At 57.0% G+C, this 13,122-nt stretch carries 11 protein-coding genes; 3 read left to right on the forward strand and 8 right to left on the reverse strand.

Annotated elements, in window-relative coordinates; all coding sequences use genetic code 11:
• Nucleotides 1-4 precede the first annotated feature (4 nt).
• From lepB to QB898_RS11290, 8 genes are all read right to left on the reverse strand, one after another.
• Nucleotides 5-973 carry a signal peptidase I gene (gene lepB, locus QB898_RS11255; protein ID WP_279525028.1) on the reverse strand — a complete coding sequence of 323 codons (969 nt, stop codon included), beginning with the start codon at nucleotides 971-973 and terminating at the stop codon, nucleotides 5-7.
• Nucleotides 973-2,781 (reverse strand): translation elongation factor 4, encoded by a 1,809-nt coding sequence (gene lepA, locus QB898_RS11260; protein ID WP_102284316.1) that lies wholly within the window; start codon nucleotides 2,779-2,781, stop codon nucleotides 973-975. The genes lepB and lepA overlap by 1 nt, the downstream gene beginning before the upstream one ends.
• Before the next feature lie 69 nt (nucleotides 2,782-2,850).
• Nucleotides 2,851-3,819, reverse strand: a complete 969-nt coding sequence (locus QB898_RS11265; protein ID WP_050716269.1) for a glycosyltransferase family 2 protein — start codon at nucleotides 3,817-3,819, stop codon at nucleotides 2,851-2,853.
• Nucleotide 3,820: 1 nt separating this feature from the next.
• A complete protein-coding gene (locus QB898_RS11270; protein WP_279525029.1) occupies nucleotides 3,821-4,177 on the reverse strand; it encodes a DMT family transporter in 357 nt (118 codons plus the stop codon).
• The gene (locus QB898_RS11275) at nucleotides 4,174-6,543 is read right to left on the reverse strand and encodes an acyltransferase family protein (protein ID WP_279525030.1); all 2,370 of its coding nucleotides are present in this window, start codon (nucleotides 6,541-6,543) and stop codon (nucleotides 4,174-4,176) included. The genes QB898_RS11270 and QB898_RS11275 overlap by 4 nt, the downstream gene beginning before the upstream one ends.
• Nucleotides 6,544-6,545: 2 nt before the next feature.
• Nucleotides 6,546-8,177, reverse strand: a complete 1,632-nt coding sequence (locus tag QB898_RS11280) for a peptide chain release factor 3 (RefSeq protein WP_279525031.1) — start codon at nucleotides 8,175-8,177, stop codon at nucleotides 6,546-6,548.
• Nucleotides 8,178-8,798: 621 nt separating this feature from the next.
• A complete protein-coding gene (locus tag QB898_RS11285) occupies nucleotides 8,799-9,107 on the reverse strand; it encodes a transposase (protein ID WP_279525032.1) in 309 nt (102 codons plus the stop codon).
• A 309-nt stretch (nucleotides 9,108-9,416) separates the two neighbouring features.
• Nucleotides 9,417-9,560 (reverse strand): hypothetical protein, encoded by a 144-nt coding sequence (locus tag QB898_RS11290; RefSeq protein WP_158241724.1) that lies wholly within the window; start codon nucleotides 9,558-9,560, stop codon nucleotides 9,417-9,419.
• On the opposite strand from QB898_RS11290, the gene QB898_RS11295 reads away from it, so the two are divergent.
• The 3 genes from QB898_RS11295 to QB898_RS11305 form a co-directional block, all read left to right on the forward strand.
• A complete protein-coding gene (locus QB898_RS11295; protein ID WP_279525033.1) occupies nucleotides 9,559-11,655 on the forward strand; it encodes a TonB-dependent siderophore receptor in 2,097 nt (698 codons plus the stop codon). The genes QB898_RS11290 and QB898_RS11295 overlap by 2 nt on opposite strands.
• Before the next feature lie 127 nt (nucleotides 11,656-11,782).
• Nucleotides 11,783-12,790: a lipoate--protein ligase gene (gene lplA / locus QB898_RS11300; RefSeq protein WP_279525034.1), complete on the forward strand. Its 1,008-nt coding sequence runs from the start codon at nucleotides 11,783-11,785 to the stop codon at nucleotides 12,788-12,790.
• 135 nt (nucleotides 12,791-12,925) lie between these two features.
• On the forward strand, nucleotides 12,926-13,122 hold a 197-nt coding region (locus QB898_RS11305; RefSeq protein ID WP_279525035.1), incomplete at its 3' end, for a crossover junction endodeoxyribonuclease RuvC.

A 13,122-nucleotide genomic window follows, 5' to 3' on the forward strand; every position in this document is an offset into this window, starting at 1 on the left:
TCCCTTAGTTGAAAAATCCGATCCGGCTCAGATCGCCGATATTCATCCACACAAAAAACGCCTTGCCGACAATATAGTCATCGGGCACGAAACCCCAGTACCGTGAGTCCAGGGAATTGTCACGGTTGTCGCCCATCATGAAGTAGTGACCGGGCGGCACCTTGCAGCGCACGCCTTCGATGCTGTATTGGCACAGATCACGATGGGGGAACTGCGTCACACTGGGGATAAGGGTGGGGCGCTGGTCATCCACAATGATGTTGTGTTGCTTGCCTGGCGCTGGCGTTTCCTGCATCTGGCGGAAATACTGCACGGTGGATTTATCCAGAAACTCTCCATCCGGCGTCTGCGGCACAGGTTGCCCATTGACCGTAATCTGCTTGTTCAAATAAGTCACTTCATCGCCTGGCAAACCCACGACGCGCTTAATGTAATCCAGGCTGGGCTGCAAGGGATAATGAAAAACGACAACATCTCCACGCTGGATGGAATTGCCCTGCGTCACTCGCGTGTTGAATACGGGCAGACGAATGCCATAAGTGAATTTATTGACCAGAATCAGATCGTCAATGCGCAACGTGGGAATCATTGACCCGGAAGGAATCCGAAATGGTTCAAACACGAAGGAGCGCAGAAGAAAAACTGCCAGAATAATAGGGAAAAGCCCGGCCGTCCAATCCAGCCACCAAGGCTGCGACAGCAGGCGCTCGCGGGCCTCGCTGATATCGGCATCCACTTGGCTGATGCCTTGCGCAGCCAGCTCGGCGCGGCGCGCATCGTGCCGCGCCTCAAGCGCGGAAGCAGCGGCGCGGCGCCTGGGCAAAAAGAAAAAGCGCTCGGCCAGCCAGTACGCCCCCGTGATCACGGTGGCCACGAGCAGCAGCAATGGGAAATTGCCTTCGATATAACCCGCATACCAGGCAACGCAATAGCCGGCAAGAGCGGCCAATATGAATGCAGTCAATGCAGGCATTATTCCTCCACCTGCAAAATGGCCAGAAATGCTTCTTGCGGCACTTCGACCGAACCAATCTGTTTCATGCGTTTTTTACCTGCTTTCTGCTTTTCAAGCAGCTTGCGTTTGCGGGTAATGTCGCCGCCATAGCATTTGGCCAGTACATTCTTGCGCAGCGCCTTGATATTTTCACGCGCGATGATGTTGGCGCCAATCGCGGCCTGAATGGCCACGTCAAACTGCTGGCGCGCAATGATTTCGCGCATTTTGGCCGCCACCGCCCTGCCGCGAAACTGCGCCTGGCTGCGGTGCACAATAATCGACAGCGCATCCACCTTGTCGCCATTGAGCAAAATATCCACCTTCACCACGTCTGACGGCCGGTATTCCTTGAATTCATAATCCATCGATGCATAACCCCGGCTGACCGATTTGAGCTTGTCGAAAAAATCCAGCACAATCTCGCCCAGCGGCATTTCATAAGTCAGCATGACTTGCCTGCCGTGATATTGCATGTTGATTTGCACGCCGCGCTTCTGGTTCGCCAGCGTCATCACGGGCCCGACATAATCTTGCGGCATGTACAAATGCACGGTCACAATCGGCTCGCGAATTTCCTGGATGCGCCCCTGGTCAGGCATCTTGGACGGGTTTTCCACCTGAATGACTTCGCCATCGGCCTTTTGCACTTCATACACTACGCTGGGCGCGGTGGTAATCAGGTCCTGGTCGAATTCGCGCTCCAGCCTCTCTTGCACGATTTCCATGTGCAGCAGCCCCAGAAAACCGCAGCGAAAGCCAAAACCCAGCGCCTGCGACACCTCCGGCTCAAAGTGCAGGCTGGCATCGTTGAGCTGGAGTTTCTCCAGGCTGTCGCGCAAGGCGTCGTATTGGTTGGCTTCCGTGGGATACAGGCCCGCGAAAACCTGTGGCTGGATTTCCTTGAAGCCCGGCAGCGGCTCGCTGGCAGGCCCCAGGTTGTTGGGCAGCTTTTTCTCCAGCGTGATGGTGTCGCCCACCTTGGCCGCCTTCAGCTCCTTGATGCCCGCGATGACATAGCCCACTTCGCCCGCTTCCAGCGCCTCACGCGGCTGCTGCGCGGGCGTGAACACACCCAGGCTGTTGGCTTCATACGCCGCGCCCGTGGCCATCATCCTGATGCGCTCGCCTTTTTGCAGGCGGCCATCGACCACGCGCACCAGCATCACCACGCCCACGTAGGCGTCAAACCAGCTGTCAATGATCATGGCCCGCAAGGGCGCATCCGCCTTGCCGCGCGGCGGCGGCACTTTGGCCACGATTTGCTCCAGCACATCGTCAATGCCCATGCCGGTTTTGGCTGAAATCGCCACTGCTTCACTGGCATCAATGCCGATCACATCCTCAATTTCGGCCTTGGCGTTTTCCGGGTCTGCCTGCGGCAAATCCATTTTGTTGAGCACGGGCAGCACCTCCACGCCCAGATCCAGCGCGGTGTAGCAATTGGCCACCGTCTGCGCTTCCACGCCCTGGCTGGCATCCACCACCAGCAGCGCGCCTTCACAGGCTGATAGTGAACGTGACACCTCATAAGAGAAATCCACATGTCCCGGCGTATCGATCAGATTGAGGTTGTAAACCCTGCCATCACGCGCTGCATAACGCAAAGCCGCCGTTTGCGCCTTGATGGTGATGCCGCGCTCTTTCTCGATGTCCATTGAATCGAGCACCTGCTCGCTCATTTCACGCTCGGAAAGCCCGCCGCAACGCGCAATCAGCCGGTCGGCCAGCGTGGATTTGCCGTGGTCAATGTGGGCGATGATGGAAAAATTCCGGATGTGGTTCATTAAAACGAGGTTTGAAGTCCGGTTGCAAAAACACGCGGGCTGGCATGCGCCTGATTGTAGGCAATCATTTCACAGGCGCGCGGCGTCCGGCAAATCCGCCAAAAGCGGAGTCACCGGCTCCCTGCTCACGTCATGATGCAAGAAAGCAATGATGAACTGAATGCCAATGATGATCGGCAATGCTGCCAGCATCACGGTTCCGCTGGTTGCCGGCACATCCGTAGCCACGCTTTGCAGCCAGCCATAAATGCCAAAACCTGCGCCAGATATCAGCATCAACATACCGCTGATGCTATAAAGGCTGCCAATATTGAAATCACGCAGCAAATACTGGTAGGCATAGCGCTTGAAAAACCGGATGGCATGCTTGACAGCGAACTCTGGCAATACTTTTGTGATCTTCAGATTTGATTTTTCATCCGCATAAACAGCATTCATCGGAACATCATGAACGACAGCTCGAACCAGGCTCAGCTGATACAGCATATCGCTTTCGAAGAAATATCTTCTTTCCAGGTCATCCAGAGGCAGCTCCCGCAACACATGTACATGAATGGCCGTATAGCCATTGGTCGGATCCATGATGGACCAGTATCCCGAGCTGAATTTATTGATGATTGACAGGGCCGCATTGCCGATCAGCCTGATGGCAGGCATTTGCCGCAAGGATGCTGGTTGGAAGAAACGATTGCCTTTCGTGTAATCGGCATGTCTTTTTTCAATAGGCGTCGTGAAAAGCGGAATCAGCGAAGGATCCATCTGTCCATCACCATCCACCTTGACAATGATATCCATGCCATCGTCAAGCGCTTTTTTGTAGGCGGAGCGAATGGCTCCGCCCACGCCCTGGTTGCTTTCATGGAAGATGACATGAATGCGCGGATCAGTGCAATCCTGCTGGACCAGCAAGCCGCTCTCTTCAGGGCACTTGTCATCCACGACGTATATTCTTTGAACGCTGGCAGGTATTCTGGATATGACATCCAGAATATGCTTTCTGACCTTGTAGCAAGGTATGGCAACAGCAATTTTCGTCATTTCAGTGATGTGCGCCGGCAGAAGCCAACGCAATGCCCAGCATAATCAATATGCCGCCGCCAATGGTCTGGAGAGACAGCGGCTCATTCAGGAAAATGCGCGCAAAAACAGGAACCAGTAAAAAGGCCAGACCCATGAAAGGGTAAGCCAAATGCAGCGGCGCCTGTCTCAGAACCCAGATCCAGAGCAAGGTGGTGGCGCCATAGAGGGAAAGAGATAACCATATCCAGATATTGGCAAGCATGCCATGCAGCGTAACGGGCGTGGAAATAGCAAGCGCCGCCTGCTTGAATAATATCTGTCCAATTGCAATGCCAATAACACAGCTCAGCGTTAACAAGATCGTCGTGAAATTCATTTTTCGTCGCTTTTCCTGATTTCCCTGTAAATTGGGAGCAGCGCCAGCGGTGAAGCAAAAAAGCCGAGGAGGTAACGATACTCCCCCGCGATTGAGAAGAAAAACACGGCCGACAGCTGAAGCAGAAGAATTCCACAGACAGTCAGCGCGGGCAGATCTCTTCTGTTGAAAGCACGCAGAGTCACGAAGAGCAGAAGAATGATTCCCGGCAATGGCGACCATAATAGCCACCTGTTTTCAAAGCTGGCATCGTGAATAGCCATCAGCGCTTTTTCGGCTCTTTCAAGACCCCATTTCCTATAGATTGATTCGGATTTCGTTTTTTCGAGAACATTTTTGGCATATGTAGGACCGGGGAAACCGCCCTGGGCGAAGGCTGAAACAAGAAATATATTCACGCGGCTCGACATGAAAGCCGGAATATTCCTCCATAGATTATGCCTGAAAAATTCGCTGATGAGAATATCCTGCTGCGATTTCTCCATGGATGCAAGAGCTGGCCCCTGCGGAAAAAATATCAGAGGATCCCAGTAATCCCTGTCGTAATATTTGATGATGAGATCCAAAGGGGCGACGCTTTCCAGAGCCTGGATGGCCGGAGCAGAAACTCGCGGAGGATAAAGACCCATTGCATGAGGCTGAAGGAAATTGACGGTTTCAAACAGGGCGACGGGATACACCGTTCCTATAGGCGTTTTGTGCTTGTGATTGGCAACCCCATAAAAGGCGACCGTTACCCAGACCAGTGAAACGGCGGCCAGTCCCAATCGCTGTTTTGGAATGCGGATGACAGCCGCCAGAACGACTAGCGCAATGATATTGATGATTCCATTGGGGCGCGCGAAAATCGCAAAAGGAATGGATACGAACAGGATGAAGAAGGACATCCTTGAGACAGCTTTGTTCCTAAGGCATATCCATGTCTCAAACAAGAGGCCAGCCAGGGCGCACGCATAAATGCCATCAGAATATAGACTCGTTGTATAAAATACGAGGTGCGGAGCCAGGGCGACGAATGCCAGCAAAATGAAAAATGGTTTTTTTCCATTCTCATTGTAGACATAAGTCAGAATCCTTGCCAGAATAGCCGTCGCCACCAGTATCTGGACAATGACCGGAATTTCAACCAGATTGAATGGCTTGTAGAATGAATTGACGAACAGGTACCAGAATATTGGCTTTCCCGACTGGAATTCCCGGTTGCTCTCGACTTCCAGCAGGATGGCCAGAGAGTCTTCCCCAAGAATGCCGGGCCAAAAAATCAACAGATAGGAAAAATATACCGCAAACAGGGCCAGATATAAAGCGTAGAAATTGATTCTTTCGGGAAGACAAAAGCGCGTATTGCTCATGGTATTTTTGCTTGGCTTGAACCTCAGGGCAGGTTTTTCCACAAGATGCCAGGACAGGAATGCCAGGCCAGCCGTTATCGCCATCGAAAGCATCATGGCGCTCCAGAATCCATATTCCGGGTACAGGCACATGATGACTGTTTGCTGCACCGGAAAAGCGAAAAGATAAATTCCGTAGGAAAAGTCGCCATAGCGCCCAAACCGGCGGATGAATGGCGTACTGGCAGTGCCGAGGCTGATGACAGCGTAGGGCATGAAAGCAAGCAGCGCCGTGTAGCGCATTTTTGCAAGCAGCAGCCCGCCAGCCAGCAAGGCAAGCGCCGCCAGCCAGGTCCAGGGGCGTTTTTGCCAATACTCACGCAAAACGTAAAGGGCAGATCCGGACAGGAAATAGGCTCCCAATTCCCGTTTTTGATGAATGCTGTGATACAAGTCCGGGCTGTTTTTAGAAAAATACCATGCCAGGTAAGTAACAATGGCCGCCAGCCAGATGGTTTTCTTTTTCAGCAGTCCGGCCAGGCCACAGACCGCCAGAACAAGATAGCAGAGAACCTCGATGGGGATGGTCCATATCGATCCATTGACGCCCAGCGGATACGGATTTTTTTCAAAAACGCCTGGCAGTATGTAAACGGCAATGAAACGGAGATTCAGAAAATATTGCCAGGTGCCGCCGTGCGCATAGTAATCAGCGGCAGGCAGGCTGGAAACAATAGGCCCCAATACCAGGGCAGTCAGCGTAACGACAACCGCCAGGGCAGGCCATATTCTCAGCAGGCGGCGCAGGGCGAAGCGCAGGATATTGGGATCTGAATACCAGCTCTGGGTGACGAGATAGCCGCTGATGGCAAAAAATACGAGAACGGCAAATCCGCCAAAACTGTGCAGCCCAAAAAATGAAGGCTCCATCTGCCCGCTCAGGGCATATTGGTGGCTATAAAGCACCAGGGTGGCGGCCACAATCCTGACAAAGTCAAAATTGTTGGCGGGGTGTGCCGGGGTGGCAGTGTTCATGTTCACGACGGACTGCCTTGCAAAGCCAGCCCCGCGTGCTCCCTCAGCGGGTGAAACTGTATTTTGGGAAAGCGCTCCTGCGCCAGGCGCACGTCATAGGGGCTGGTGCACAAATAGGCCAGGGTGTCGGCGGCGTCGTGCGCCATGCGCATGGGGTAGGCGTCGGTGAAGGCGCGCAAATCGGCCGGGTCGTCAGCGGTAATCCAGCGCGCGCCGGTGTATTGGCAGCCTTCCAGGCGCACATCGCAGTCGTATTCGGTTTTCAGGCGGTGCTGCACCACTTCAAACTGAAGCTGGCCAATGGCGCCCAGCAGCATGTTGCCGCCTGCGTCGGGCTTGAAAACCTGAATGGCGCCTTCTTCGCCCAGTTGCACCAGGCCCTGCTGCAACTGCTTGGCGCGCAAGGGGTTTTTGAGCACGACGGTCATGAACATTTCGGGCGCGAAAAAGGGCAGGCCCGTAAATTGCAGGCTGGCGCCGTCGGTGATGGTGTCGCCCAGCTGCACGCCGCCGTGGGTGGTAAAGCCGATGATGTCGCCCGCATAGGCTTCCTGCACGGCTTCGCGGCGCTGGCTCATGAAGGTGACGACGCTGGTGGGGCGCAGCTCTTTGGCGGTACGCTGCACTTTCATCTTCATGCCCGGGGTGTATTTGCCGCTGGCCACGCGCACGAAGGCGATGCGGTCGCGGTGGTTGGCGTCCATGTTGGCCTGCACCTTGAATACCACGCCAGCAAAGCCCGCGTCTTCGGGATTGACGGTTTTTTCCTGCGGCTGGCGGTTCACGATGAGCGTGGACACGCGCGGGCGCGGCGGCGGCGCCAGATCCACCAGCGCGTCCAGCACTTCCATCACGCCAAAGTTGTTCACGCCCGAGCCAAAAAACACCGGCGTTTGCCGGCCCGCCAGAAAAGCCTCGTGGCTCCAGGCGGGCGATGCGCCCACGGCCAGCTCCATGCTCTCCAGCGCGTCGTCGAAAGCGCTGCCAAAGCGCGCGCGCAAGGCGGCGCTTTCGCTTAACGGAATGGTTTCAAAGTCTTGCGGGCGGCGCTCGCTGCCCGCTTCAAACACCGTCATGGTTTGCGTGCGCAAATTGATGATGCCGCCAAAGGACTTGCCCTGCCCCACGGGCCAGGTCATGGGCACGCAGGGCATCCCCAGCTCGCGCTCGACTTCGTCCAGCAAATCCAGCGGCTCGCGCACTTCGCGGTCCATCTTGTTCACGAAGGTGATGATGGGCGTGTCGCGCTGGCGGCAGACTTCAATCAGGCGGCGCGTCTGCGCTTCCACGCCGTTGGCCGCGTCAATCACCATCAGCGCCGAGTCCACGGCGGTGAGCACGCGGTAGGTGTCTTCCGAAAAATCCTTGTGGCCGGGCGTGTCCAGCAAGTTGATGACGTGGTCGCGATAGGCCATTTGCATCACGCTGGAAGCCACCGAGATGCCGCGCTGCTTTTCAATTTCCATCCAGTCGCTGGTGGCGTGGCGGCTGGCCTTGCGCGCCTTCACGCTGCCGGCAATCTGAATGGCGCCCGAAAACAGCAGCAGCTTTTCGGTCAGTGTGGTTTTGCCCGCGTCCGGGTGGCTGATGATGGCGAAGGTGCGGCGGCGGCGGGTTTCTTGGGCGTAGGTCACAAAAAAACGGTTTTCCGGTCAGGTCATCGGGGCGCTTGAGCGGCGCGGGCGGCAAAGCAGGTAAATGGCGTGCCGCCCGAAAGCGCAGGCCCCGGTTGCCAGTGCCTGCCAGGCGGAGCTGCTTGCGCCGTGAAATGGCGGGCGATTTTAGGAGGGCGGCAAAACGCTGGCCGCGCCAGAGCGTGGCCAGTGGCGCGGGCGTGGAAGGGCGAAGGCTCTTTTTGCTTCTTTTTGCGCCTTGATTCATCGCAGCGTCTGCGTCTCTTTCGCACGCGCAGCAGCAACCAGGCGTCAAGTCCACCGAATTCACTCTTTTGAGAGCCTGTTCAAAGAAACCGCGAACGCGGAATGGGCCGCCGGCGGCCTGACACCGCTTTTTTCGCTGCCGCGAACGGAACAAGGCTTAGGCCGCGCGCCGTATCCAGACAGCGCCTGTGCGCCAAAAGCGGCAAAGAGAGAAATAGGAAACGCCCCTAATCAGCTCCCGTATTCATAGCATGATGTCCTAGTAAAACGTGCGCAAACGCCGTTTTCAGCCTCTCAAATCCGCTCCTGTTTTTAATGCCATCAAGTGCCTTCTGGACACCTGTTCGCAAGCCAAGGCATGGCAACACAAACCTCTCAGAGCCTGCCCCAAAAATCATCCCAAAGTCTGATCATGCGCCGGATGCAAGCGATCTTGACGAAGGCTTCAGCCGAGGCCACGCTGACCTCGTAGTCCTTGGAGAGCCTTCTCGATTGACTCAGCCAGGCGAAGGTTCTTTCCACAATCCAGCGCCTGGGAAGCACCTTGAAGATGCGCTGCTGGCAACGCTGGATCACCTGCATGTCCCAGCCAAACATGCTCAGCACCCATCCAATCAGCGTGCCCGTGCAGCCGCCATCCACAAAAAGGGGCTTCAGCCACTCAAAGCGTAAGAACAGCCTCACTGGCAAAGCCCTGGCACCCACTCTGTCCTAAATGCCTGCTGAAGGCGCCACCACGGTCAGCAGCAGTCCCATCGTGTCTGAGGCCATGTAGCGCCTGCGCCCTTTGACTCTTTTATTTGGAGTTTGAGGACAGGCTCTGAAGCTGACGCCAGACCCTGCGCGCTTGGCTGGGCCAGGGTTAGAGCAGGCTTGGGGCCTTTTGCCGCTGTTTGGGTCTGCAAGGTAAACGGGGCGATCGCAAGAAAACGCCTTCGCAAGGTAGGTCATGCGAAAAAGAATAGATTTCAATATCATCCCGCACCCGCGTTTTCAGCCTGAAACATTTTTGACGAAGAGCATTCCTGAATACATGCGGCCAGCGCGCGGCTCTTGGCGGCGAGAAAGGCGGCAGAAAAAACCGCTTTTGCGCAAACCGCGCTTTCCGAAACTACTTTCTGACTCATTTTTCTTCATGCAAGCTTCCTTCAAGCCCCTGGCCCTGGCGGCCGCCCTGGCCTGCGCTGTGCCTTGTGCACTGGCGCAAAGCGCCGCAGATGACGAGGCCATTGATTTGCAAGAGGTGCGCATCTACGCCACTTCCGAAAAAGACATCGGCTTCGCCCCAAAAGAGACGGAGACAGCGGGCAAGATGCCCATGCGCATGGTGGAAACGCCCATGTCCATCAGCGTGGTCACGCGCGAAGAGATGGAATCACGCCAGACGGGCAATTTGCAGGAGGCGCTGGAGACTGTGGCGGGCGTCAGCCCCGTGAACTATGGCCGCCGGGGCTTTGACGATTTGTTCATTCGCGGCTTTGATTCCGGCGAGTCCACCATCATCGACGGGCTGGCGCAAAGCGGCAACAGCTCCATCGGCCTGCGCTTGCAGTCCTACGGCTACGAGCGCTTTGAAGTGCTCAAGGGCGCTTCCAGCCTGTTGTATGGGCGCGTGCAGCCGGGCGGCATGGTCAATGCCATCAGCAAGCGGCCCAAGCGTGACGCGCTGGGCGAGGTTCACCTGGAAGCGGGCAGCTTTGGCAACCGCGTGGCGGCGTTCGATATCAACCGGCCCCTGTCCGCGTCAGGCAAGACGGCCCTGCGCATCAACGCCCTGGCGGGCAACAAGAAAGACCCGACGGACCATGTATGGCGGCGCGACCGCTGGTTCGCCCCTGCGCTTTCGCTGGACTTTGGAACGAATACCGACTTCGTGCTGTTTGCCACCTACAACTCGGGCAACTGGATTCGCCAGCAGGGCCTGCCGCCCGAGGGCACCGTGCTGCCCAACCGCAACGGTCCGCTGCGCCACTCGCTTTTCACGGGCGACCCCGGCTTTGGCAGTTATGACCTGGCGCAGTACACCCTGGGCTACAACCTCCAGCACCGCTTTGCCAATGATTTCACCCTGCGCCAGAACCTGCGCTACGAGAAAGAAAGCGGCACGGGGCGCTTCATCTCCCTGCAAACGCTGCGCGCCGACCAGCGCACGCAAACGCGCCGTGGCACCCACCAGCAAATGGACGATCACCAGATCGCGCTCGACACCTCCATGCTCATGCCCTTTGAGGGCACCGGCATGAAGCACCAAGTGGTGGCCGGGCTGGACATGCGCCAAGGCACCAGCAGCCGCGCCCAGCACCGCTGCACCGTGCGCCCCATCGACCTGTACGCCCCCGTTTACTACCAGCCCTACACCTGCCCTGACAAGTGGGACAGCGACGCACCCACCAGACTGCGCACCGCCGCCATTTACATGCAAGACCAGATCAAGTTCGGTCAAGGCTGGACGGCGCTGGCGGGCCTGCGTTACGAAAAATCGCGCCAGCGGCAAGATGACCACGTCAAGAACACCAGCGCCACCCAGCATGACAGCGACGTGACCGGCATGGCCGGCATCGTCTATGAATTCACGCCCGGCTGGTCGGTGTACGCCAGCTACAGCCAGTCTTTCCTGCCGCAAATGGGGCAGGACTATCACGGCAACGCCTTCAAGCCCGAAACCGGCACGCAGTGGGAAGCGGGAACCAAATACGCCAGGGACGGCTGGACAGCCAGCGCCGCCGTGTTTGACCTGCGCAAGCGCAACATCGCCGCCGCCGACCCCATCAATGACGGCTACAAGGTACTGGTGGGCGAGCAGCGCGCCCGCGGGTTGGAGCTGGAAGCCGCAGCCGAGCTGAAAAACGGCCTCAAATTCACCGGCGCTTACGCCTACACCAAGACCGAAGTCACTCAGAGCACCAACGCCCGCGAAATCGGCCAGCCGCTCAACTACACCCCGCGCCACGCCCTCACCGTGTGGAGCAACTGGCGGCTGCCGCAAATGCCCGCTCTCACCCTGGGCGCAGGCGTGCGCTACGTCGGCAAACAGCATGGCAACAGCGCGTTCTACCTGCCCGCCTACACAGTGGTGGACGCCTCCGTGAGCTACACCCACACGAACTGGCGGCTCACCGCAGGCGTGAAAAACCTGTTTAACCGCAGCTACTACGCAGGCGCGGTACGCACCGGCGTGGTCTCGCCCGGCATGCCGCGCAACTTCAACGTCACGCTCAAGTATTTCTTCTGATGCAAAAAAACCGGCATTTTCTCTTCATGGTTTTTGCCGGGTCATAAAATCAAGCCGCCCGCCGCCTGAAACCGCAGAAACAGGCGGCGGGCGGCTTTTTTTCATTTTCAACGCACGGAGCGCGCCCATGTTATTCGTCGATAACCAGGAAATCACCGACCCCAGCATCAATATTGCGCTGGAAACCTACCTCGTTGAAAACCGGCTTGCCGACGAGCCAATGCTGCTTTTCTACATCAACGAACCTTCCATCATCATCGGCCGCAACCAAAACACGGTGGAAGAAGTCAATCAGCGCTATGTGGAAGAAAATGGCATTCACGTGGTGCGCCGCATGTCGGGCGGTGGCGCGGTTTATCACGACCTGGGCAATTTCTCATTCTGCTTCATTCAAGATGAAAATGGCATGGCGCGCAATTTTTCGGCCTTTACCCGGCCCGTCATCGAATGCCTGCACAAAATGGGCGCCACCGGCGCGGCCCTGCAAGGGCGCAATGATTTGCTCATTGACGGCAAGAAATTCTCCGGCAACGCCATGTACGTGCGCAACGGACGCCTCACAGCCCACGGCACCATTTTGTTTGACGCCGATCTGGACGCCGTGACACAGGCGCTCAAGCCCCGCGCCGACAAAATCGAATCCAAGGGCATCAAATCCATTCGCAGCCGCGTCACCAACATCAAGCCCTATGTGGCCAACGAATACAAGGGCATGAGCACGCGCGAGTTCCGCGACAGCCTGCTGCTCAATATCTTCGGCGTGAAAAACCGCGCGCAGGTACCCGAATACAGGCTTGAAGAAAAAGACTGGGAAAAAGTGCGCCAAATTCGCGCCGAACGCTTTGGCAACTGGGACTGGAACTATGGCCGCTCGCCCGCCTTTTCCAGCGAGCGGTATTTCAAGTTTCCCATCGGCGCAGTGGATTTCCGCTTTAACGTCGAGCGCGGCATGATTCAGTCCATCCGCATTTTTGGCGACTTTTTCGGCCTGGGCGACATTGCCGATGTGGAAAAACGCCTCACCGGCATTGCCTATCGCCGCGACGCCATTGAAAAAGCCTTCTCAGAAATCGACGTGAAGCATTATTTCGGCAATATTGAGGCCAAGGAACTGACGGACCTGCTCGTGGGCTGACTGGGCCGACGGGCTATTTTGCTCCTCTAACCATAGCATGGGGTCCTAGTGGAAACTGCGCAGGCAGGCATTTTGACCCCTTCATATTTGCTCCTGTCCATGTAGCGCCCCAGCCGCCTTGCGCCACAGCTCACCATGCGAATCCTCGGCATCGACCCCGGCCTGCGCACCACCGGCTTCGGCGTGCTGGATGCGGCCGGAGGCCAGCTCGCCTACGTGGCCAGCGGCGTCATCCAAACCGCAGACGCGCCCCAGGGCAGCCTGCCCGCGCGGCTCAAGCTCCTGTATGACGGCATAGGCGAAATCTGCCGCCGCTACGCCCCAGACGTGGC

Source organism: Ottowia cancrivicina, from assembly GCF_029813755.1.
Taxonomy (GTDB): domain Bacteria; phylum Pseudomonadota; class Gammaproteobacteria; order Burkholderiales; family Burkholderiaceae_C; genus Ottowia; species Ottowia massiliensis.